Annotated in this window: 22 protein-coding genes, 1 tRNA gene, 1 other RNA gene and 1 pseudogene; 15 read left to right on the forward strand and 10 right to left on the reverse strand. The window is 65.2% G+C overall.

Going from position 1 to position 22339, the window contains the following annotated elements:
* From ACTIIH_RS08085 to ACTIIH_RS08095, 3 genes are all read left to right on the forward strand, one after another.
* Positions 1-182: DJ-1/PfpI family protein (locus ACTIIH_RS08085; protein WP_441451360.1), on the forward strand; the 182-nt coding region annotated here is incomplete at its 5' end.
* A gap of 124 nt (positions 183-306) precedes the next feature.
* Positions 307-1611 (forward strand): SpoIID/LytB domain-containing protein, encoded by a 1305-nt coding sequence (locus ACTIIH_RS08090; RefSeq protein WP_441451361.1) that lies wholly within the window; start codon positions 307-309, stop codon positions 1609-1611.
* 17 nt (positions 1612-1628) lie between these two features.
* Positions 1629-1802: a hypothetical protein gene (locus ACTIIH_RS08095; RefSeq protein ID WP_441451362.1), complete on the forward strand. Its 174-nt coding sequence runs from the start codon at positions 1629-1631 to the stop codon at positions 1800-1802.
* An 18-nt stretch (positions 1803-1820) separates the two neighbouring features.
* Here ACTIIH_RS08095 and ACTIIH_RS08100 read toward each other — a convergent pair whose 3' ends face one another.
* The 4 genes and pseudogenes from ACTIIH_RS08100 to ACTIIH_RS08115 all read right to left on the reverse strand — a co-directional run.
* Positions 1821-1994 carry a hypothetical protein gene (locus tag ACTIIH_RS08100; RefSeq protein ID WP_441451363.1) on the reverse strand — a complete coding sequence of 58 codons (174 nt, stop codon included), beginning with the start codon at positions 1992-1994 and terminating at the stop codon, positions 1821-1823.
* A 341-nt stretch (positions 1995-2335) separates the two neighbouring features.
* Positions 2336-2423 (reverse strand) — tRNA-Ser (locus tag ACTIIH_RS08105).
* Between the two features lie 269 nt (positions 2424-2692).
* Positions 2693-3043, reverse strand: coding sequence for an MmyB family transcriptional regulator (locus ACTIIH_RS08110; protein ID WP_441091115.1), 351 nt, complete (start codon positions 3041-3043; stop codon positions 2693-2695).
* A 75-nt stretch (positions 3044-3118) separates the two neighbouring features.
* Positions 3119-3268: pseudogene (locus tag ACTIIH_RS08115) on the reverse strand (helix-turn-helix domain-containing protein); the annotation flags it as partial.
* Between the two features lie 95 nt (positions 3269-3363).
* On the opposite strand from ACTIIH_RS08115, the gene ACTIIH_RS08120 reads away from it, so the two are divergent.
* From ACTIIH_RS08120 to ACTIIH_RS08130, 3 genes are all read left to right on the forward strand, one after another.
* The gene (locus tag ACTIIH_RS08120) at positions 3364-4074 is read left to right on the forward strand and encodes a hypothetical protein (RefSeq protein WP_441091077.1); all 711 of its coding nucleotides are present in this window, start codon (positions 3364-3366) and stop codon (positions 4072-4074) included.
* A gap of 2 nt (positions 4075-4076) precedes the next feature.
* Positions 4077-4172, forward strand: an RNA gene (gene ffs / locus ACTIIH_RS08125) — signal recognition particle sRNA small type.
* A gap of 191 nt (positions 4173-4363) precedes the next feature.
* A complete protein-coding gene (locus ACTIIH_RS08130) occupies positions 4364-5875 on the forward strand; it encodes a L,D-transpeptidase (RefSeq protein WP_441451364.1) in 1512 nt (503 codons plus the stop codon).
* A 47-nt stretch (positions 5876-5922) separates the two neighbouring features.
* Here ACTIIH_RS08130 and ACTIIH_RS08135 read toward each other — a convergent pair whose 3' ends face one another.
* Together ACTIIH_RS08135 and ACTIIH_RS08140 are read right to left on the reverse strand one after the other, a co-directional pair.
* Positions 5923-6951: an iron-siderophore ABC transporter substrate-binding protein gene (locus ACTIIH_RS08135; RefSeq protein ID WP_441451365.1), complete on the reverse strand. Its 1029-nt coding sequence runs from the start codon at positions 6949-6951 to the stop codon at positions 5923-5925.
* Between the two features lie 135 nt (positions 6952-7086).
* Positions 7087-7293 (reverse strand): ATP-dependent Clp protease proteolytic subunit, encoded by a 207-nt coding sequence (locus tag ACTIIH_RS08140; RefSeq protein WP_441451391.1) that lies wholly within the window; start codon positions 7291-7293, stop codon positions 7087-7089.
* Between ACTIIH_RS08140 and ACTIIH_RS08145 the strand changes: the two genes are divergently transcribed.
* From ACTIIH_RS08145 to ACTIIH_RS08155, 3 genes are all read left to right on the forward strand, one after another.
* Positions 7292-7930 (forward strand): endonuclease, encoded by a 639-nt coding sequence (locus tag ACTIIH_RS08145; protein ID WP_441451366.1) that lies wholly within the window; start codon positions 7292-7294, stop codon positions 7928-7930. The genes ACTIIH_RS08140 and ACTIIH_RS08145 overlap by 2 nt on opposite strands.
* 52 nt (positions 7931-7982) lie before the next feature.
* Positions 7983-8288, forward strand: coding sequence for a hypothetical protein (locus ACTIIH_RS08150; protein ID WP_441091082.1), 306 nt, complete (start codon positions 7983-7985; stop codon positions 8286-8288).
* 135 nt (positions 8289-8423) lie between these two features.
* Positions 8424-9236 carry a YidC/Oxa1 family membrane protein insertase gene (locus tag ACTIIH_RS08155; RefSeq protein ID WP_441451367.1) on the forward strand — a complete coding sequence of 271 codons (813 nt, stop codon included), beginning with the start codon at positions 8424-8426 and terminating at the stop codon, positions 9234-9236.
* A 127-nt stretch (positions 9237-9363) separates the two neighbouring features.
* Here ACTIIH_RS08155 and ACTIIH_RS08160 read toward each other — a convergent pair whose 3' ends face one another.
* On the reverse strand, positions 9364-11913 hold the full coding sequence (locus tag ACTIIH_RS08160) for an ATP-dependent Clp protease ATP-binding subunit (protein WP_441451368.1): 2550 nt from the start codon (positions 11911-11913) through the stop codon (positions 9364-9366).
* A gap of 176 nt (positions 11914-12089) precedes the next feature.
* Here ACTIIH_RS08160 and ACTIIH_RS08165 point away from each other — a divergent pair, with 176 nt between their 5' ends.
* Together ACTIIH_RS08165 and ACTIIH_RS08170 are read left to right on the forward strand one after the other, a co-directional pair.
* The gene (locus tag ACTIIH_RS08165) at positions 12090-12740 is read left to right on the forward strand and encodes a TetR/AcrR family transcriptional regulator (RefSeq protein WP_441091085.1); all 651 of its coding nucleotides are present in this window, start codon (positions 12090-12092) and stop codon (positions 12738-12740) included.
* Entirely contained in the window at positions 12737-14485 is a 1749-nt protein-coding gene (locus tag ACTIIH_RS08170) for a DHA2 family efflux MFS transporter permease subunit (RefSeq protein ID WP_441451369.1), read from the forward strand. The genes ACTIIH_RS08165 and ACTIIH_RS08170 overlap by 4 nt, the downstream gene beginning before the upstream one ends.
* 81 nt (positions 14486-14566) lie before the next feature.
* Here ACTIIH_RS08170 and ACTIIH_RS08175 read toward each other — a convergent pair whose 3' ends face one another.
* From ACTIIH_RS08175 to ACTIIH_RS08185, 3 genes are all read right to left on the reverse strand, one after another.
* A complete protein-coding gene (locus ACTIIH_RS08175; protein ID WP_441451370.1) occupies positions 14567-15352 on the reverse strand; it encodes a DUF3152 domain-containing protein in 786 nt (261 codons plus the stop codon).
* A gap of 103 nt (positions 15353-15455) precedes the next feature.
* Positions 15456-16124 (reverse strand): VOC family protein, encoded by a 669-nt coding sequence (locus ACTIIH_RS08180; RefSeq protein WP_441451371.1) that lies wholly within the window; start codon positions 16122-16124, stop codon positions 15456-15458.
* Positions 16112-16813 carry a VOC family protein gene (locus tag ACTIIH_RS08185; protein WP_441451372.1) on the reverse strand — a complete coding sequence of 234 codons (702 nt, stop codon included), beginning with the start codon at positions 16811-16813 and terminating at the stop codon, positions 16112-16114. Before ACTIIH_RS08185 ends, ACTIIH_RS08180 begins: the two co-directional genes overlap by 13 nt.
* A gap of 190 nt (positions 16814-17003) precedes the next feature.
* Between ACTIIH_RS08185 and ACTIIH_RS08190 the strand changes: the two genes are divergently transcribed.
* Genes ACTIIH_RS08190 through ACTIIH_RS08205 form a run of 4 tightly spaced genes read left to right on the forward strand, consistent with a single transcriptional unit; the run spans position 17004 to position 22337 of the window.
* Positions 17004-18713 (forward strand): TIGR04028 family ABC transporter substrate-binding protein, encoded by a 1710-nt coding sequence (locus tag ACTIIH_RS08190; RefSeq protein WP_441091090.1) that lies wholly within the window; start codon positions 17004-17006, stop codon positions 18711-18713.
* On the forward strand, positions 18710-19789 hold the full coding sequence (locus tag ACTIIH_RS08195) for an ABC transporter permease (RefSeq protein WP_441451373.1): 1080 nt from the start codon (positions 18710-18712) through the stop codon (positions 19787-19789). Before ACTIIH_RS08190 ends, ACTIIH_RS08195 begins: the two co-directional genes overlap by 4 nt.
* Entirely contained in the window at positions 19786-20646 is an 861-nt protein-coding gene (locus ACTIIH_RS08200; RefSeq protein WP_441451374.1) for an ABC transporter permease, read from the forward strand. The genes ACTIIH_RS08195 and ACTIIH_RS08200 overlap by 4 nt, the downstream gene beginning before the upstream one ends.
* Positions 20643-22337 (forward strand): dipeptide ABC transporter ATP-binding protein, encoded by a 1695-nt coding sequence (locus ACTIIH_RS08205; RefSeq protein WP_441451375.1) that lies wholly within the window; start codon positions 20643-20645, stop codon positions 22335-22337. The genes ACTIIH_RS08200 and ACTIIH_RS08205 overlap by 4 nt, the downstream gene beginning before the upstream one ends.
* Positions 22338-22339 lie beyond the last annotated feature (2 nt).

The raw sequence follows: 22339 nt of genomic DNA on the forward strand, positions 1-22339 counted from the left end.
CCGAGGCGGGAGTGGCCAAGGGACGGAAGCTGACGTCGTTCATCTCGACGAAGACTGACCTCATCAACGCCGGAGCCGACTGGGCCGACACCGAGGTAGTCGTCGACGGCAACCTCATCACCTCCCGCAGCCCCGACGACCTCGACGCCTTCAACAAGGCAATCGCTGATAACTTCAGCTGACCCGGAACGATGCCTCTTTCGCCGAGGCGGAACCACCTCGGCGAAGAACTCCCCGGAACGATCGTTCCGGGGAGTTCGTCTGTTCGTCACCTGGGGTCTTGACAGCCGCGCTTATGATCTACTCATGCCAGCTTCCCCGTCCGTCAAGGCGACGACTCCTGCCCTCGCGGCCGTTCTCATCGGACTGCTCCTCACGCTCGTCGCAGCCCCGTCCCCCGCGAACGCCGCGGATCCGACCGCGGGGGCGATCGGGGCGATGCACAAGTTGCTCGGCGGAAACGGCGGCAAGCTCGGTCCTGCCGTCAGTCCGCAGCGCTGCACGCTGGTCCAGAAGGGCTGCTATCAGACGTTCACGAACGGCAGCATGCATTGGACGAAGTCGACCGGTGCGCATGCCACATGGGGTGCGATCCGCACCGCGTGGAAGAAGTCCAGCTGGGAACGCGGAGTTCTGGGCTATCCGACGAGCAACGAATACCGCTCAGGTTCGGAGACCCGGCAGAAGTTCCAGAACGGCATGATCGTGTGGACGGCGAAGTCCGGGGCGAAAGTGACGCTGGCGAAGGCGCCGTCTTCGTTCACGATCAGGGGGTCGGGGTTCGGCCATGGGGTCGGGATGAGCCAGTACGGAGCGCGCGGAATGGCGGCAGCCGGAAAGTCGTCGACGCAGATCCTGCAACACTACTACACGGGTGCCAAGGTCACGACGATGTCGAAGAACGCCGACGCCAGTCTCAAGGTGCAGCTGCTGACCGGTAAGAAGTCCGTGACGGTCACTCCGCGGTCCGGCCGTCTGCGGGTCAAGGTCGGGTCGAAGACCATCGAATCGGGCTCGAAGGTCGCTATCGAACGGACGTCGTCCGGTTCGGTCAAGGCGACCGTCGGGTCGAAGAGCTATTCGGGCTCGAAGCTCACCCTCGAATGGCAGGGCACCCGATATTGGAAGAGTTCGTCGGCGACGACGGTGTCGGTCAGCGGTGCCCAGAACGGGGCGACCGGCATCTACCGACACGGACGGCTCGAGATCGGTCAGCTGAAGAGCTCGCTCAACGTCATCAACGTGGTGGGTCTCAACAAGGAATATCTGCCGGGCATCGCCGAGATGCCGGCATCATGGCAGTCCGAGGCGCTGCGTTCTCAGGCCATCGCTTCGCGCACCTACGCCTACCGCAACCTCGGTGCGGTGAAGCCGGCCTGCGGGTGCAACGTCTATGACGAGGTGGCCTCCCAGCGTTTCCTCGGGTGGACTCATGAGAATGCAGGCGATTCGGGTCCGTGGCGCACGGCCGTGGCGGAGACCCAGACGATGAGCGGTTCGACGGTGAAGTCCGCGAGGTGTGGGGATCACCCGTGCCCTACCTCGTCTCCGTCGATGACTCACCGTCGAAGTATGCCTCGGCGCAGAACCCAAACGCCTTGTGGTCGGTGACGGCCAAGCAGGCCGACATGGCACGGGCCTTCGGGCTGGCAGACGTCCGGTCTGTGGCGGTGGCGAAGACCGGCTCAGGTCTGGTGAAGACGGTGAAAGCCACCTCGGTGAAGGGGAAGACCGCGAGCCTCACCGGCGATCAGCTGCGGACGAAGCTGACGCTCAGGTCCGCGTCCTTCAGCGTGGCCTGAGGAACCTCGCCTCCAGGTTCAGACTCCGGCAGGGGTGAGCAGTCCCCTGTTGACGAGTTCGGCTTCCTTCTCGCGCACGATCGGGATGACGGTCTTGCCGAACGCTTCGAGTTCCTCCTGGCATTGGAGGAAGCCGGTGAGGATGAGGTCGACGCCGATCTGTCCGCCCCGGACCGGTTGCTGCGACATCATCGGGCCAGTTCCCTGAGGTCGCTCGTGAGGTGTGCAGGTGTGCTGTGCGAGACTACTGAGATGCAGACCACACGCGGCGCACAGACTTCGCGAAGCGACGCACGCCGTCACAATGACGCACTTCGCCAAGAACCGTCATCCGATTTGCGTTCCGGCAACGGCCGTCTGCTGCACCCAGCTCCGCATCCCTCACCCTTGGCGGCACACCACCTCGTTGCACCGGTGCATCGGGTCAGGACCGGTGGGGGATGCCTGACAACGAACCTCCCCCGTCCAGCGCAGAGACCCGCGGTGAATCGACGAAGTCCCGGCCCGCAGATTCTGCGAGACCGGGACTTCCGTGGCGGAGGATAGGGGATTCGAACCCCTGAGGGCGTTAACCCAACCCGCGTTCCAGGCGAGCGCCATAGGCCACTAGGCGAATCCTCCGCGAATCAGCTTATCCGAGTCATGACGACAATGCGAAATCGCGGTGGCCGAGTGTGAAGCATCCCACTTCCCGCAGGTGAACAGTCGACCCCGTCCTCCCGTCTGCGCTCGATGCTCCCGTCGTTGATCCAGCCGTGCAGCGTCTGCAAGCGGGACCGCGTCACCGTGTCCACCGGCTGATAGACCGAAAGCGTCAGCCTCTGGTTCTCCTCCGCGATGAGCGTCCTCATCGTCAGCTTGAGCGTGCCCACGTACGGGGTCTCAATGGTCTAGACCCGCCCGACAGATCGGCCGACCGATCCCGAATCCCACAGACGCCAGAATTCCGGATTCCTGCGCAGCCGCGACAGCAGCGGCGACCACTCGGGATCGTCGATCGACTCCGCGTACGAGGCACGCAGCTTCGCCACGACCTGCGCCCGGTGACCGTCATCGGAGTGGAAGGTCCGCGCCCATTCCGGGTTCTCGAAGGATTGGATCGCGCAGTTCCGGTCGGCCGGAGTGAGTGCTTCGAGGTCGGAGACGAGATACCGTTCGACGGAGTTGAACGCAAGGATCGTGTACCCCGGGTCGGTGAGCATCGCCGGCAGCGGCAGCAGTTCGTCGAGCAGGCTGCGCATCTGCTCGCCGACCGCCGAGTCCCCGGGGTTCGCCACCCGGTCCGGGTATCCGCCCAGCAGGAAGAGATGGGCACGCTCCTCCCGGTCGAGCAGCAGCGCCTCGGCGATGGATTCGAGCACCGACTCCGAGGGGTGGACCTCGCGCCCCTGCTCAAGCCGGGTGTACCAACTGGTGCCGATGTTCGCGAGCACAGCGACCTCTTCGCGCCGCAGCCCCGGCACCCCTCGACGTCCCCGGCGCGATCCTCCTCGGCCTGGGCATGATGTGCCTCGTCATCGGACTGGCTCTGGGACCCGCCACAGGCTGACTGCCGGTTCCGGTGATCCTGCTGGCGGTCAGCGCCTTGGGCATTGCGGCTCTCGCCCTGTGGCAGTCGCGCGCCGACGCGACCGGCCGGTTCCCGTTCATCCCACCCGACGTCGTCGCGGTACCGGCCGCGTGGGTGGGTATGCTCATGGCCTTCGTCTTCTTTCCGGGTTTCGGCACCTTCCTCTTCAACTTCTCACCGGTCTCCCAGACCGGACATTCCGGCGTATGTCTCCGGTCTCAGCCTCGCCGTGTTCTGCATTGCGTTCCTCGTCGTCTCCCTGCACGTCCACCGCCCGGTCGCATCGTTCACCGGCCCCGACTTCTCGGCATCGCATGGGTCTCCTCGAGTGCGGGAGCCGGGTGGCACCTGTGGTTCCAGGCCGCTGCCCTCATCCACGGTGCGGGGCAGGCCATGCAGTTCGGCCCCTTGGTGGGCACAATCGTCGGCGCCGTCCCCGACCGAGTGGCAGGATTGAGCGGCGGCCTCATCGCAACGATGCAGCAAGCGGGGATCGCCGTGGGTGTCGCACTCCTCGGCGCACTCTTCCACTCGTTCACCGCTGTCTTCGGGTTCGACATGGCGTTCGGCCTCGCCTGCTTGGTGCAGATTCTGCTGAGCATCGTCTTCGGCGCCGGCGGGTGGTATCTGCGCCGTGCGGCCCGTCCTCGTGTGGCCTCGCACACTCGTTTTGTCCGCCGAGGCCGCTCTCGACTAGACTGATCCACGGCTCCCCGTGCGGCGTCATCTTGTGAACTCCCCCAGGGCCGGAAGGCAGCAAGGGTAAGCGAGCTCTGTCGGGTGCACGGGGAGTCCTCTATTCCCCGGCAACTCCCCAACATCACAATTCCACAACTCCCCTGATCCCCCATCTGCGCAGGTCAGCTCTGCCTCCACGGCCATCCGGTCACCGGATTCGGGGCGAAGAAGCGAAAGCGTTAATACTTTCGTGATTTTGCTTCATTACCATGAATCGCAGTTCTCATCCCTGTGCTCTAACGAGGTTTCCCTGTTGTCCACGAAGATCTACGGGGCCGTTGCCGCCCTGTCGGCACTGGCCCTGCTCACGGCGTGCACGCCGACGAGTGATGATCCCGATGCGACCCGCAACGGCGCGAAAACGACCGCCGAGGCGGCCGCTGACCCCGTTTTCCGCGTCGGATCCGTCACCGCCGAAGCAGCAGAATCCGCGTCCGAATCGACGTCGACATCCCAGCCCAGCGAGGATGCGACCTCCACTGCGCAACCGAGTCCGGCCACCGATGCTGCGACCGCGATGCCCGGCGCCGAAGACTTCGGCGAGGTAACCGAATCCGGCGACGAGATCGATCTGGAGGCCGGTCAGAGGATCGGCATCTCCGTCGAGAACGCCGACCTCAGTGACATCTCCGTCACCGAGGAGGCCCACCCCCGAATCGCGCACGATCCCGGCACATTCTTCGATGCTTCCGGCACCGCGCTCGAGTCAGAGGAGGACGCCCAAGCCGGTTCGTCGACACCGAGCTCCACCGCATCCGGATCCAGCGACGACGAGTCCACGGAAGAGTCGAAGGGCAGCGATTCAGAGAGCAAGGATGATGCCGAAGCGGTCTCCGCCCCGGATGACTCCGCCGCCTGGATCTCGACCTACGGCCTCGTCGGCGACAGCGAATACACCGTGAAGGTCACCGCCACCACCGCCGACGGAGACGAAGTCGACCTCGACGCAATGATCACTGTCGGCGCCAGCGACGGGGCACCGATGTCGGTGCGCACGACACTCGCCGATGACCAGACAGTCGGCGTCGCAGCCCCCATCATGCTCAACTTCGGTTCCACCGTGTCCGAGGAATTCCGTGACGATGTGGAACGTCGACTCTCGGTCAAGGTCACCGACGAAGACGGCGAGGAGCGTGAGGTCGAAGGCTCGTGGGGTTGGCTCTATGACGATCCGCAGTCCCGCCTGCATTTCCGTCCGAAGGAGTTCTGGCCCGCTCATTCGAAGGTCTCCGTCGACGTTCCGCTCAAGGACGTGCCGACGGGCGAGAACAGCGTGGGGCAGAACGATCTCACCCTCGATTTCGAGATCGGGCGCAAACAGGTCGCCAAGGCCGATGTGAAGACCCACCGGATGACCGTCACCCGTGACGGCAAGACGGTCATGGACTTCCCGGCCTCCCTCGGCGCACCGAAGTCACCCTCGTACAACGGCACGCACGTGGTGATGTCGAAGGCCGCCGACTATACGATGACCTCCGAGCAGTGGGACTACGAGACCGATGTCCAGTGGGCTGTGCGCATCCACAACAACGGCGAATTCATCCACGCTGCTCCCTGGTCGGCAGGCGTGCAGGGTTCTCAGAACGTCTCGCACGGCTGCGTCAACCTCACCACCGCACGGGCGAAGGAATACTATGACTCCGCGATCTTCGGTGATCCCGTCGAGATCACCGGTTCGCAGGTGAGCCTGTCGACCAATGACAGCGACATCTCAGACTGGGTCTATTCCTGGGATGAATGGAAGAAGCTGAGCGCCCTCGATTGAGAGCGCCCAGCTCGCCCGGCTGATTCGGCTGCTGCTTCGCCGTCGACCTACTTGTCGAGCTTCTCCACAGCTTTGTCGATCATCGGCACATAGCGCTCCAGCGCCCAGGGGACGGTGAGCGGGTTGATGATCGAGGATCCGGTGACGAACGCCTGATCGTCGGAGGCCACGACGGCTCCGGACCTGATCGCCGGAATGTTCTTATACAGTCCCTGCGATTCGATCTCCTTTTTGTTCTTCGCATCGGAGTAGAAGGTGAAGATGAGGTCCGAGTCGTTGAGCTTGTCCGCGTTCTCCAGGCCGATGAGCGCGGAGTCCGTTCCCGGCTTGTCGTACTCCTTCTTCAGTTCGTCGATGACCGGATCCGGGGTCAGCCCGAGAGCCGAGACCATCGCCACGCGCTGTTCGGTGGGATAGAAAACGCCGAGGGTGCCGGGACCGGAGTTGTAGATATAGGAGAACGTGAGGTCCTTGTACTCGTCCCGCTCGGCCTCTTTCAGCTGTGTCTTGATGTCGTCGACGAGCCCAACGGATTCCTCTTCCTGACCGAGAGCCTTGCCGATCGTGGTGATCTGCTCATCCCATTCGATGGTCCACGGCTGCTTCGGGTACGCCACGGTCGGGGCGATGGCATCGAGCTGCTCATACTGGTCGGCGGTGATTCCCGACCAGGGAGCGAGGATGACATCGGGTTCGAGTTCGGCAATGGCCTCGACATCGAGTTCCGTATCGCCCTGGAACTGTTCGGGCAGCTTCTCGCCATTGTCCTTCACGGCCTCGTAGATCCACGGCATATAGCCGGTGTCATCGGATCCCCAGGCGTATTCCTCCATACCGACCGGAGTCTTGCCCAACGCGATCGCAGTCTCCGTCGATCCCTGGCCGAGGGTGACGACGCGTTCGGGCTCGGATTCGATGACCGCTTCGCCGAGTGCGTGCTTGATCGTCACGGTCTCGAAATTCGCGGACCCGGATTCCTCCGCGGCCTGCGATCCCTGCCCGCAGGCGGTGGCGATGAGCGAGAGCGCGACCAGCGCTCCGGCGATGACGGTCCGGCGGCTGTGAGGAACTGACATTCCTGTCCTTTCGACAGTGGTCGGAGCCGGTTGCGGCCCCTCGACATTAACATAGGCCAGCCTAACTTAACCTACTGCCGTTTCCGCAAGACCTGTGAGCCACTTCACTTCAGTCATCCTCATTCCGATCTGAGCTCACAGGTCGGACTGGGAGTCGATGACGCGATCGATGAGTCCATACTCGATCCCCTCCTCGGCGGTGAACCACCGGTCACGCAGGGAGTCGCCGAAGATGCGGTCGTAGGAGCGGGACCGTGCCGCTGTGAGCGGACGGGCACCGGCGGCTGAGGCTCCGGTGGCCCTTGACTCTTCGACCGGGCCCGGACATAGGATCGGCCGCATGAGCACACAGCGAGAACACGCCGCTCGACTCATCGATGCGCACGGGCGCACCTTCGCCGCGGCGGCCGGGATCACACTCCGAGACAAGCCGGCCCCGCTGTGGCAGCTGCTCGTCCTCAGCCTGCTCCTGTCCACGCGCATCAGCTCCGACATCGCCCTCGCGAGCGCGCGCGAGCTGTTCTCGGCGAAGTGGAGGACGCCGCAGCGTCTGCGCGCGAGCACGTGGCAGCAACGGGTCGATGCGCTCGGTCGAGGCGGATATCGGCGCTACGACGAGAGCACCGCCACGCGTCTGGCCGAGGCCGCCGATCTGCTCATCGACCGCTGGGACGGGGACCTGCGGAAACTGCGCGATGAGGCCGAGGGGCAGCCTGGTCGGATTGCGAGGCTGCTGCAGGAATTCACCGGGATCGGTCCGACCGGGGCATCCATCTTCCTCCGAGAGGCCCAGCAGGTCTGGCCCTCGGTGAGGCCTGCATTCGACACACTCGTCCGCAAGGGCGCGAAGACGGCCGGGCTGCCGGAGCAGGACGAGAAGCTGACCGCATTGGTCGGTGACGACGACCTCGCCGGCCTCGCGGCCGCGCTCGTGCGTCTCGCCCGAGATCCGGACCTCGCCGCCGACGCAGAGGACTGAGACCTCCGCGCAGGCCCGCGTGTTAGCATCGACGCACCGGGAAGGGGACGAGATGATGGCGAATATGTGGCTGACTCTGCAGCTGCTCGTCGTCGTGCTCTCTTCCGACCTCGAATCGGTCGTGCCCCAGTCCCCCACTCATCTCATCGTCCTGGCTCTCCTCGGTGCGGCGCTGCTGACACCGATCGCCGCATGGGCGAGCATGGCTCTGCTGCGTGTGCTCTCGCTGTCGGCGCACCCGCCGTCTCTGCCGGACACGCGCCGAAGCATCCGCGAATTCCGCATGCCGGCGGAACCCGGCACTCCGGGTACGGCACTGCCCAGAGCCCCCTCTTCCGTCGTTCACGCCATCGCCTGAACGACCTCGATCACGTTCCGTACGGAACGTCTCCCCGCCTCGGCGCGGGCAATTGTCATCAAACGTCACGGTGATGGCCTGCAACGGCCCATCCAACCGCGCCTCAGCGCGCCTAAGTCCGAGGGACGATCACCTGTGAACATCTACGAATTCCTGCCCATCCGCCTGCTCGTCGAGGCCGCCTACACGGTGGTCACGGGGATCAGCGACATCCTCGAACCACTCGCCGGCGGCTTCAGCGCCGCCCTGGCCGTCATCGTGCTCACCGTCCTGGTCCGCGCCGTGCTCATCCCCGTCGGGGTATCCCAGGTCAGAGCCGGCATCACTCGGAAACGACTGGCGCCGAAGATCAGCGAGCTGCAGAAGAAATACAAGAAGCAGCCCGAACTCATGCAGCAGAAGCTCATGGAACTGTACAAGGAGGAGAACGCGTCCCCTTTCGCCGGATGCCTTCCGGTGCTCGCGCAGATGCCCGTGCTCATGGCCGTCTATGGTCTCTTCATCAATGCGACGATCGACGGAGACGCCAATGAGCTGCTCGGGCATACGCTCTTCGGTCTGCCGCTGGACACGAGCTTCGTCAAACTGCTCGGCGCCGGCGATCTGACCGGCACCGCGATCACGGTCTACCTCATCCTCGTCGTCCTCATCGCAGTCGTCGCGGGGTTCTCCCGACACCTGCTCACCCCGGCCACACCCGAGACTCCGACCGCTCCCCCGGCGAAGAACGGGGCAGATGCTCCGGCGATGCCGGATCTGTCCGGAGTGATGAAGACCCTGAGCTTCATGCCGTTCCTCACGGCGATCTTCGCGCTCTTCGTCCCCTTGGCCGCTGCGCTCTATCTGGCGACGACGACCACGTGGACGCTCGGCGAACGACTCGTCCTCAACAAGCTCCTCGGAGCGAACGATCCCCATCCCGAACAGTCCTCTGCCACCCGCGGCTGAACCGGGATGCTACGCTGCCCGCAGCAACGACAGAGCCCGGGACGAAAGAACGGAATCTTTCGTCCCGGGCTCTCCGGTTCGAACGCGTCACTGAGAAGCGACCGCCGGTGCAGGGCCGCCTCGGTGATCAGGCGATGATCGGCTCCGGGCGGGTGCCAGCCACGACCTTGAGTGCGCCGTCAACGACCGTGGCGCGCACGGTGCCGCCCTCATCGACCGCCTCGGTGACGAGGAGATCGGCGATGCGGTCGTCGAGCTCGCGCTGGATCGCGCGACGCAGCGGACGGGCACCGAACTCGGGTTCATACCCTTCGTCGGCAAGCCAGTCGAGAGCCTCTGCCGAGACGTCGAGGGCAATGCCCTGAGCCTCGAGACGCTGCTTCGACGCAGCCAGCTGCTGATCGACGATGGAGCGCAGCTGCTCGCGATCGAGGCGGGCGAACATCACGGTGTCGTCGATGCGGTTGATGAACTCCGGACGCATGAACTCCTTGAGCCGGCCCATGACCTTGGCCTTGAGATCCTTCTCCGCATCTCCCGCGGCCCCTGAGGCGAAGCCCAGCGGAGTGCCGGACATGAACTCGGAGCCGAGGTTCGAGGTCATGATGACCACGGTGTTGCGGAAGTCGACCGTGCGGCCCTGACCGTCGGTGAGCCGTCCGTCGTCGAGGACCTGCAGCAGCAGGTTGAACGCATCCGGGTGGGCCTTCTCGACCTCGTCGAGGAGGATGACCGAATACGGGCGACGCCGGACCTTCTCCGTCAGCTGCCCCGCCTCGTCGTAGCCGACGTAGCCGGGAGGAGCACCGACGAGGCGGGACACCGTGTGGCGTTCGCCGAACTCGCTCATATCGAAGCGGATCATGGCCGACTCGTCGTCGAACAGGGTCTGCGCCAGAGCCTTCGCCAGCTCAGTCTTGCCGACACCGGTGGGGCCGAGGAAGAGGAAGCTGCCGATGGGTCGGTTGGGATCGGCCATACCGGTCTGGCTGCGGCGGATCGCGCGCGACACGGCGGTCACGGCTTCGTCCTGTCCGACCACGCGGTCGTGGAGGACCTCTTCCATATTCGCCAGTCGTGCCTTCTGGCTCTGCGTCATCCGTGCTGCCGGGATTCCGGTGGCCCGGGAGACGACTTGCGCGATCTCCTGTTCACCGATGATCGCCTCGGCTGCAGCGGTCTTCGCGGCCTCCGCGTCCGGATTCTCGGCAGATTCGATCCGGGCGGTCACCTCATTGATCTCATCGCGGAGCCGGCCGGCACGTTCGTAGTCCTCCGCCTCGATAGCGGACTTCTTATCCGCTTCGAGTTCAGAGAGATTGAGCTTGAGCGCGTCGATATCGGCAGCGGGCGCACGCCTGAGCGACATTCGGGCGCCGGCCTGGTCGATGAGGTCGATGGCCTTGTCCGGGAGGAACCGGTCGGTGATGTAGCGGTTCGACAGTTCCACCGCGGCGCGGATCGCCTCGGCGGTGTAGGTGACCTCGTGGAATTCGGCGTAGCGGTCCTTCAGCCCGTCGATGATCGTCACCGCATCCTCGACGCTCGGCTCACCCACGGTCACCGGCTGGAAGCGGCGTTCGAGGGCCGAATCCTTCTCGATGGTGCGGTACTCCTTGAGCGTGGTCGCGCCGATCATGTGCAGATCTCCGCGCGCGAGCCTCGGCTTGAGGATGTTGCCGGCGTCCATCGAGTTCGATTCGCCGTTGCCGCCGGCTCCGACGAGGGTGTGGAGTTCGTCGACGAAGACGATCATGTCGCCGTCCTCGGCGATCTCGTTCAGCGCCCCGGTCAGCCGCTCCTCGAAGTCACCGCGGTAGCGGGTGCCGGCGAGCATGCCGGGCAGATCGAGGGAGACTATGCGCTTGCCGTGGAGCTGCTTGGGCACCTCACCGGAGTGGATGGCCTGCGCGAGCCCTTCGGCGATCGCGGTCTTGCCGACGCCGGCCTCACCGAGGAGGACGGGGTTGTTCTTGGTCCGCCGGGCGAGGATCTCGATCGTCTGTTCGATCTCCTCCGCGCGTCCGATGACGGGATCGAGCTTGCCTTCGGCTGCGAGCTCGGTGAGATCCGTGCCGAACTTCTCCAGCACGGATTCCTGACCACCCTCGGCTTCGGCCTCCTGGCCGGGGTGCATGCCTGCGGCTTCGGCCGCCTCGGCACCAGCCTGCAGTGCAGCCTGGGTGACGCCGGCCTGGGCGAGGATCCGACCGGCGGGCATCTCCTGGTTGAGCACGAAGGCGAAGAACATGTGTTCGGGATCGATGTAGGTCGACCCGAATGCTCGCGCCACCTGGTAGCTCTCGAGCAGGGCGCGCTGGGCGGAACCGGTCAGCGAGGGGGAGGAATCCGCCTCGGTGTCGGTGGTCGCCGGAAGGCGCTCTTCGATTGCATGGGCGATGGCCTCGGGATCGGCGCCGGCCTGGCGCACGGCGGAGATTCCGGGTTCGGAATCGACCATGGTGCGCAGGATGTGGAGCGCGTCGACCTCGGACTGACCGTGTCGCCCTGCGAACTCCGCGGCCGCCTCGAGGATCGCGTGGCTGCGCTTGCTCAGCAGCCGGTTGATGTCGACGGAGCGTCCTCGACGGGCTCCGTTCTGACCCTGGAGGTAGCGAGCGAGGAACTCGTCGAACGAGTCGCCGCCCGAGCCTGCGGGTCCGTGGAATGTGGCCAAAGCTGACCTCCTCTTTCAAAGTTGAGCGTATACGACTCAATCAACAGGTGCATGCGGACTTATATTCCCACGTGTCGCTCGCCCGACGACGGAGTGTGAATAACATCACCGTCGACGAATGCATCGAATGCATTTCTGCATTTTGTGCAACTTTGCAAGAGGTGCATAATTTTCTGGTGAGTTCCGAACCGACCGAATCCCTGCGCGAGCGTCAGACCCGTGAGCGCCGCGCCGCCATCCACGTCGCGGCCGTCGATCTCGTCTTCGATCATGGGCTCGACGAGGTGACTGTGGCTCGGATCGCGGAAGCTGCGGAGGTCTCGACGCGCACGTTCTTCAACTATTTCCCCACCAAGGAGATGGCGATCGTCGGACTGACGGCCTCGGACGATATCGCAGCCGCACTGCAGCGATTCATCGAGGACTTCGAGCCCCGGCGCGAGCGTCTGGCGGAGGATCTCTCCTTCACCATCCGCGCCGCGTTCGAATTCCTGCTGCCGCGGTCGGCGAACAAACAGAAGCTGCGCGCAATCCAGGCTCGGCATCCGCACCTCGGCATGCTCAGCATGGAGACGAAGCGGCACTACTCCGAGCAGATCATCACCGGCATCCGCCGGCGGATCGAACGTCGCGGAATCACCTTTGCCGATGAAGACACCGCCACACGGGCCGCGCGGATGCTCGCGCAGCTGTGCAGCATTCCGCTCGAGCATGCTTTCGCCTCCGCGCGATTCGACACCGAACACGAGTTGGACGACGAACGGGTGGACCAGGCGTTCACCTCCTCGATCGAACTGTTCCTGACCCTCTTAGAAAGGCTGAGATGACCACTACCGCCACAGAGCCCGCTGCCGAGAAGCAGCACAGCGCCGAGGAGGAGCCGGAGATCGAGACCCCGTCAGTGGTCCTGCTGTTCGTCGGCCTGATGCTGGCGATGTTCATGTTCTCGCTCAACCAGACCATGTTGGCCACGGCCCTGCCGACCATCGTCGGCGACCTCAACGGCGTCGACCAGATGCTGTGGGTCTCGACGGCGTTCATGTTGGCGGCGACGATCATGATGCCGATCTACGGCAAGTTGGGCGATTCGTTCAACCGCAAGAAGATCTTCATCTTCGCCATCTGCATGTTCATCCTCGGCTCGATCGTCGGCTTCCTCGCCCACAGCATGGCCGTCCTCATCACTGCACGCGTCATTCAGGGCCTCGGCGGCGGGGGTCTCATCATCCTCTCGCAGGCTCTCATCGCCGCGGTTGTGCCGGCGCGCAAACGCGGTCCCTATATGGGCATCATGGGCGCGAACTTCGCGGTCACCTCGGTGGCCGGACCGCTGATCGGAGGCTGGATCACCGAGGGTCCGGGCTGGCGCTGGACATTCGCTCTCAATCTTCCGTTCGGCGTGCTCGCGCTCATCGCCGCCATCCTCTTCCTCAAGGTCCCGAAGTCGGATCGGTCGGTCAGACGCCATGTCGATGTCGCGGGAATGGTCCTCATCGCCGAATTCACCTCGGCGCTCATCCTCACGACTTCGTGGGGCGGGCATCAGTACGACTGGGACGATCCGATCATCATCGGACTCATCGCCATCGCCGTCATCAGCGCCGTCGTCTTCGTCTTCGTCGAACAGTCTGTGCCCGAACCCGTGATCCCGATGTTCGTGTTCAAGGACACGAACTTCGTCCTCTGCACGATCGCCGGCATGTGCATCGCCATCGGCATGTTCGGCGTCCTTTCGTACATGCCCACGTTCCTGCAGATGGCCCACGGGATCGAAGCGACGAAGGCCGGGCTCCTCATGGTGCCCATGATGGCCGTGATGCTGCCGAGCTCGGTCATCATCGGCTTCGTCGTCTCAAAGACGGGACGGTACAAGTGGTACCCGGTGCTCGGCAGCGCGATCGTCGGCGTCGCCCTCTTCCTCATGGGGACCTTCGTCACGGCTGATCAGAACGTTCTCGTCGTCATCGGCTGCCTGTGTGTGCTGGGCCTCGGTCTGGGACTGTCGATGCAGATGCTCGTGCTCATCGTCCAGAACTCGTTCCCGGTGGCGATGGTCGGCACGGCGACGGCGTCGAACAACTTCTTCCGCCAGATCGGCGGCACGCTGGGCATGTCGCTGATCGGTTCGCTCTTCACCTCGCGGCTGGCATCCAACCTCGAGGACGGCATCAAGTCCTTGGGACCCCAGGGCGCTCAGGCGATGAAGGGCACGGGGTCGAATTCGCTGACCCCCGAAGTGGTCAAGTCGCTGCCCGAGCCGATCCACTCGATCATCGTCAATGCGTACAGCGATGCGCTGGTGCCGATCTTCCTGTGGGTCTGCCCGCTGGGAATCATCGCGGCAGTCGTCCTCATGTTCGTTCGTGAGAAGGCTCTGGCCACGAAGATCGATGCGGGTGCCCCGACGGACCATCAGCGTGAGGTCGTCGCGACCGACAGCATCGCTGCCGTCGAACAGCCTGGATCACTGACCCCCTCGGGTACGACCTCCGTCAGCGGTGAGATCGAGTACGAGAAGGCCACGCAGGGTGCCGAAGACTATTCTCTGCGGCCCCGCTCGCCCAAGCACTGATGCGCACGTCCACGCCATGACAGCAAAGGCCCCGCAATTGGGGCGCTGTATCCACCGGAGTCAGTCCACGGCAGCCGCGGACTAGCCCTTCGAGGGCCATCCGTTCGGTTCACACCCCTGCAGGCCCTTCGTCTGCTGCTGCATGAGCGGGGCCGTCTTGCCTGGTCCGGGGCAGGATTCGTGGCCGTGGCCGAGAGCGTGACCGACCTCGTGGTTGATGAGGTACTGCCGGTACTGGACGATATCGTCGAACTCTTCGGTGGCAGAGACCCAGCGTTTGGCGTTGAGGATGACGTTGGGACCGTTGCGACACGAGAGCTTGCCCAGGGTCCGCAGCGGCAGGCACATCTCGTCGACGGTATCGGGGCTGGCGATGGAGATCATCGTGTCCTGACCTTCATCGACGAGCTCGATGGCGACGTTGTCCAGGTCCTGCCAGCCGCGCTCGTCCTGCAGGGTCTTGATGATGAAGTCTCCGGCCTCATCGACGTCGATCGGCAGGTTGTCCTCGACGCGCAGGGCCACCTTGAACGTCTTGCCCTCGTCGCGGTTGGGTCCGGTCTCCTCTTTCGGCCGGTCCCATTTCCCGCTGCCATGGGTGTCGATATCGTCTTCGCTGACTCCGGCCGCTCCTGCATCCTCGACATTCGCGGTCTCGGTGGGCGTGGGCGACTCGCTCGGCTTGGCCTCGGCTGAGCCGCTCGGGTCCGACGAGGCGGCCTGCGATTCGGTCGCCTTCGGAGTCGGCCGCGTCTCTTCGTCGGCGGCGGGCGCGCAGGCGCTCAGTCCGACGAGCAGCGAGACAGCGACAAACGAGGTCAGGGTGCGGAGGCGTGGACGAGAGACGAGACGGATTCGAATGGGCACGCCTGAGAGTCTATCCCCTGACGATTCATCGAGAAACGGGTTGCGTGTCGAGAAACGCGCGCACACCCGTTTCTCGACACTCAGCCCGTTTCTCGGCGACTGATCAGAACTCGAGTACGCCGCCGGGCCCGCGCAACCTGGCACGCAGTCGACAGTCCGGCCCCTCGACCACCGCGGTGTCACCGGCCCCGAGCACCTCGAGCACCTGCCGCGCCGCCTCGGGCTCCGGCGATTCCACACGGAAATCGAGCAGTTCGAGGGCGGGCAGGGCCGTTTCGGCGGGATGGACGGATTCGCCCCAGTCAATGAGAAACGGCTGCGCACCTGAGTGCGGCAGCGGGGAACGCGTGGTCAGCCGCCACTCGAGACGGTCACCCTCGGCGGTGTCGCGGGCCATGTCCTGGACCTCGCCGAAATCGATGCCCGCGGTGTTCGCGGCCGCGATCTTCGCGAGGAACGCCGGCGGATGGATGGCCCAGGTCTGCAGGGTCGGCTCGGCGGCCAGATGAGCGTCGAGCGGCAGGGTGCCGTCGGCGGGCGGCACCTGATGCGGGTCGGGGCCGAGGATCTCGAGGTAGGTGTGGGCTCCCTCCGGCCAACCATTCGGGGTGAGCCCGAGCAGATAGTTCGCGGTCCCTCGCCCCGGGTGCGAGCCGCCGGGAACCGCACGCACCCCGGTGGCCTCTTCGACGGCGGCGACCCCGGCATCGAGGTCGGGCACCGTGATGATGAGGTGGTCGAGCTGCGCGGGAATGGTGTTCAGAGCGTCCATGTTCCACCCGGACCTTTCAGATGAGCGTGTAGGCCCTCAGTCTCCCCTTCTTCGACATCGAGGGCAATGATGTCGAGTCCGATGCCGAAGAAGTCGAGGGCCGAAGCTACAGCATCCGGGTCCTCGCTCGTGCCCCACAGGCGCTCGAGCCGAACCGACGGCATCTCCTGCATCGCGGGATGCTCGGAGTCCTTCCAATCGATGAGGAACGGTTGGATCCCCGACCACGGCAGCGGGGTGCGCCTGGTCAGGCGCCAGTCGAGGACGGTTCCGTCCGGTCTGCGGCGGGTCATGTCATGGACCTCGCCGAGGCGGACGCGCGGTTCCCGTGACCGCGCAGCGGCCGTAACGAGACCGTCGAAATCGTCCGCACGGATCGCCCACCTCTGCACCGCGGGCCCGGTGATCCCGGCCAACCGGGTGGCCGCCAGCGCCGGGTCCTGCTCGGGGTCTGGGCCGAGGATCTCGAGGTACGTGAGCGGTTTCGGGCCGCTCTGACGTGTGAGTCCCAGCGAATCGGAGAGTTCATCGCTGAGCTCGAGTCCGAGCAGCGCATTGGCCGTGCCCAACCCCGGATGCGCACCACCATCGACGGGCCTCACCCCCAGAAGACCCTCACATTGCTCAACATATTCCTGCAGATCTGGGACGGCAATGACGAGATGATCGAATTCCACACTGTTCAACATGTCTCAATATTAAGCCCCGGATTGACGGCGATTGCACGGATGCGTTTTACTCATGGCATGCACATCCACTTCGGGCTCCATGCCGGACACCGCCTCTGTCTGCCGTCAACGGCACCCGCGATGTCCACATATTGTTGAACTATCCCGCTTAGATCTCCGTTCCATCCCACTTGCCCGAAGGATCCCTTCCATGACGGATCACCGTCTCTCCACCTCCGCACGTCTGACTCAGCGCCTCCTCGACCGCCGTTCGGTCCTCAGCCTCGGTCTCGGTTTCGGCACTCTGCTCACCCTCAGCGCCTGCACACCCCACGATTCCGGTTCGCTGGCCGAGGGCGAACCCGTCCGCGGCGGAGTGCTCACCTACTTCGAACCCCAGACCTGGACGCTGCTCTACCCGCCGTCGGTCGGCTTCTACCCCAACGGCGGGATCATGAACAACATCTCCGCACGCCTGCTGTGGCAAGACCCGAAGAGCCTCGAGCTCTATCCGTGGCTGGCGACCGAACTGCCGGAGACGAACGCCGATGCCACGACCTACACATTCACCATCCGTGAGGGTGTGACCTATTCGGACGGTTCGCCGCTGACACCTGAGAATGTGGCGAAGAACTTCGACCTGTTCGGTCGCGGCGACGAAGCACGCACGCTGCCGGTGTCCGAACAGATCTCGAACTACGAGCGCAGCGAAGTCCTCGACGAGCATCGGGTTCGGTTCCACTTCTCCGCCCCCTCCCCCGGTTTCGCGCAGGCAACGTCGACGATGAACGCAGGACTGCTCGCCGATTCCACTCTCGACCTCGATGCCGCAGGCTTCGGCCCGGGCGGAGCCACGCAGATCCACACCTGCGGCCCCTTCCACATCACGGCTGAGACTATCGGCACGAAGCTCTCCGTGCGTGCCCGCGAGGACTACGACTGGGCTCCTCCACATCTGAAGCACCAGGGCCGAGCCCACCTCGACGGCATCGACTATCTGACGAACAACGAATACTCCGTGCGCATCGGAGCCGTGCTCTCCGGACAGGCAGACGGCGTCCGCGACGTCCAGGCTCCGGACGAGCCCCGTGTGACCGAGCAGGGGCTGCGCCTCTATGCGAAGGCGACGAACGGAATCAACAACAGCATCAACTTCCGGTTCCGCCACGACCTGCTTGCCGAAATCGACGTCCGGCGAGCGCTCATCGCCGCCATTGATCGCCAGGAGATCGTCGACAAGCTCTTCACCCCGAACTACCCGCTGGCCACTGGTCTGCTGGCCAAGGGCGCCATGGGGTATGTCGACCAGTCGGGGTCGTGGGACTTCGACCCGGACGAGGCGAATCGCCTCCTCGATGAGGCCGGGTGGAGTGAGCGCAACGGACAGGGCTACCGCGTCAAGGACGGCCAGCCGTTGGCGCTGACGGTGAATATCGCCCTGCCGCAGCCCCGGTCGAACGAAGTCCAGACCCTCATCCAACAGCAGCTGCGCCGTGTGGGCGTACGCCTGTCGATCAACCCCGGTGACCAATCGAAGCAGACCCTCGACGCCCTCGAACTCGACACCGTGCAGATCTACCACTCGATGGTCGCCCGCGCGGACTTCGACAATCTGCGCTCGAACTACTCCTCGATCAACCGCGACGTCTTCCTCAACGGAGCCGACCGCCCCGACGCCGACGATGACTCGATCGATGCGAAGATCGACGAGCTCCTCGAGACGCTGGCTGCCGAACCGAACCAGGAGAAACGCCAACAGGCCGCCGAGGCGGTCCAGAACTACCTCGTCGACCAGGCCTATGTGCTGCCGTTCTTCGAAGAACCGCAGGTCTTCGCCTTCCGCCGCCGCGTCCACGGCTTCGCCACCGAACCTGTGGGACGACCCGACTTCTACAGCACCTGGCTGGCAGGAGAGAAATGATCCTCGACACCCGTTACCTCATCCTGCGCCTGGGCCAAGCCGTCCTCGTGCTGCTGCTCGCGTTCACCGCGGCATTCATCCTGCTCAGCCTCATCCCCGGCGACGGCGTCACCGCCCGCTTCGCCGATCCCGCCCTGGGTCTGTCGAATGACCAGATCGCCGAGATCTGCGCGGCCACCGGCGCCGACGACTCCTGGTTCGGCAAGTACCTCACCAGCCTCACCGGGTTCCTCACCGGCGACTTCGGCTATTCGGTCCAGACCGGCGCGGCCGTGTCGACGATCATCGCGGCGGCTCTGCCGTCGACCGCAGTGCTCGCGGCTTCCGGTTTCGTCACTGCCCTCGTCCTCGCCGTGGCCATCGCCGTCTTCGCCACCTTCGGACCGTCAACCGGGCCGACTGCTCGGGTGCGCCGGGTCCTCGACTCGGTGCCCAGCCTCTTCATCTCGATCCCGGTGTTCTGGCTCGGAATCCTGCTCATCCAGGTCTTCTCCTTCCAGCTCGGCGTCGTCTCAGTCGTCGATCCCGGCCCCGCCGAGGCGCTCGTGCTGCCGACCCTGACCGTGGCGGTTCCGCTCTCGGCCCCGATCGCCCAGGTGCTCATCCGCTCCATCACCGAGGTGCAGGCCTCCGGCTTCGTCAAGGTCACCACCGCGAAAGGCGCCTCCGAACTGTGGATCCTCGTCCACACCGTCGCCCGCAATGCGGTGCTGCCGGGGCTGACGATCATCGGCCTCGTCTTCGGCGAACTCGTCGCCGGCGCCGTGGTCACCGAGACCGTATTCGGCCGCAACGGCATCGGACTCATCACCGCCCAAGCGGTCACCCACCGGGACAATCCGATCCTGCTGGCCGTCGTGGTCATCGCCACCTTCGGCTACGTCATCATCAACCTCGCGGTCGACCTCCTCTACCCCGTGATCGACGTCCGCCTGCGCACGAAACGCAGCGCCGCCTCGGCGGGCAGGGCCCTGCGCAGCCACGACGAACCCACCCGTCGCGCCATGACGGCGACTGCGGCCAGCGTCGGCGTCGACCTCGATTGGGACGACGAGTCGAAGGAGAAGAACTCATGAGCATCGTCTTCACCCGCGGTCAGAGCACTGAGACCCGGCGCGCACGCGCCGGACGGGCACGCGCCGCGCTCTCCCCGGCGACCATCGTCTCCGCTCTGGTTCTGCTCATCGCGATCGCCTGGGCGCTGGCCCCCGGCCTCTTCACCCATTTCGACCCCATCGACGGCGGAGACACCCCCGCGCTGCAGGCCCCGAGCCTCGAGCATTGGTTCGGCACCGACCAGACCGGCCGCGACGCCTTCACCCGAGTCGTCTACGGCGCTTCCCAGTCCCTGTTGGCCGCGCTCGTGGCTGTCGGGGTCGGGCTGATCGTCGGCACCACGATCGGACTCATCGCCGGCACCCGGCGCGGGCTCGTCGACGATGTGCTCATGCGGTTCATCGATGTGCTGCTATCGATCCCCGCGATCCTGCTCAGCCTGTCGATCGTCGTGGTCCTCGGCTTCGGGACGATCAACGCGGCCGTCGCCGTCGGCGTCACCGCCATCGCCCAGTTCGCACGTCTCGCCAGGTCACAGGCGGTGCAGATCAATACGAGCGACTTCGTGGCCGCGGCCTACGGGTCCGGCGGCACCTACTTCTCCGTCCTCACTCGCCATATCCTCCCGAATTCGATCTCTCCCGTGCTCTCGCTCGCGGTGCTGCAGGTCGGTTCGGCGATCCTCCAGATCTCCACGCTCGGGTTCCTCGGCTACGGCACTCCGCCGCCCACCCCGGAATGGGGGCTCATCATCGCCGAGGGCCGTAACTTCGTCGCCACCGCCTGGTGGCTGACCGTGCTGCCCGGCCTCGTGGTCATGGCCATCGTGCTCGCCACCCACCAGATCGGCAACACCCTGCGAAAGGTGACATCATGACCGAGAACTCACTGCTGCGCATCGACGACCTGTCCGTCGACTACTCCCACCGAGGCGGCTCCGCGGCACCGGCCGTGAGCGAGCTCGATCTCGTGGTCCGTCCCGGTTCGATGACCGCCGTGGTCGGGGAATCCGGTTCGGGGAAGTCGACGACGGCGAACGCCGTCATCGGTCTCCTGCCCTCCTCGGCCAGGGTCGCGGCCGGGCGGATCCGCCTCGGCGAGGTTGATCTGCTCAGCCTGGGCACCTCCGGTTGGCGCGGTGTGCGCGGATCTCAGATCGGCTACGTCCCACAGGATCCGGGGTCCTCGCTCAACCCGCTGCAGACGGTCGGCAAGTCCGTCGCCGAGGCGCTGCGCATCCACCGTCGCGCGGGCCGCGCCGAGGCTCGCGCCCAGGTCGTCGAGCTGTTGGGCCGGGTCGGCATCGACCAGCCGGAGAAACGGGCCGACCAGTTCCCGCATGAGCTCTCCGGTGGGATGCGGCAGCGTGTGCTCATCGCCGCTGCCATCGCGTTGCGCCCGCGCCTGCTCATCGCCGACGAACCCACCTCCGCCCTCGACGTGACGGTGCAGAAGCAGGTCCTCGACCTCCTCGACGAATTGCGCGCCGAAACCGGGATGGGCATCCTCTTCATCACCCACGATCTCGCCGTCGCCGGCGAACGCGCCGACGAGGTCGTGGTCATGCAGGGCGGACGCATCGTCGAATCGGGACCGGCCGGACGGGTCCTCTCCGACCCGGCCACCGATTACACCTCCCGTCTCATCTCCGATGCTCCCGCACTGCAGACGAAGGCACGACCTGCCCGTGCCGAGGCGACCAAGGAGTCTACAGACCCGTTCGTCACCGTCGAATCGCTGACCCATGTCTTCGACCGTACGGATGATCGGATCACCGGCATCGAGGGTGTGGGTTTCACGGTGGCGCGCGGGACCACGCACGGTCTCGTCGGCGAGTCCGGGTCGGGCAAGACCACCACGGGCAAGGCGCTGACCGGGTTCCTCACCCCGCAGTCCGGGCATGTGCGCATCGGTGACTTCGACGCCGCGGAGCTCGGGCGCGGTCGTCCCTCCCGGCAGCGGCTGCGGGAGTTCCGGCGCACCGTCCAGCTCGTGCATCAGAACCCGTTCTCCGCTCTCGATCCCAAACATTCGATCCGGTCGACCTTGATCGAACCACTGCGCAACTTCCGCCTCGGCGATCGTGCGTCCCGGCCCAGGCGTGTCTCCGAGGCGATGGATCGGGTGGCGCTGCCGAATGAGTTCCTCGACCGGCGTCCCGCCGAACTCTCCGGCGGGCAGCTGCAGCGGGTGGCGATCGCTCGGGCTCTCATCGTCGAACCCGAACTCGTCGTCTTCGACGAGGCGGTCTCGGCTCTCGATGTGACCGTGCAGGCGCAGATTCTCACGCTGCTCGACGAGCTGCAGCGGGAGCTCGGCCTGACCTACGTCTTCATCACCCACGACCTCGCCGTCGTCCGTCAGATCGCTGATACGGTGTCCGTGATGTCGCACGGACACCTCGTCGACGACGGCGCGACCGAAGAGATCTTCACTCGCCCACGCTCCGCCTATACGCGCACTCTGCTTGAGGCGATCCCCCGTCCCGCGACGCTGTCGGTCGCCGCAGCGCCTGCGAACAATCGACCGGCAACCCCGACCCTGCTCACCGCAGCAGCAGAAAGCTGAGA

This window comes from Brevibacterium sp., assembly GCF_052105255.1.
Lineage (GTDB): Bacteria > Actinomycetota > Actinomycetes > Actinomycetales > Brevibacteriaceae > Brevibacterium > Brevibacterium linens_B.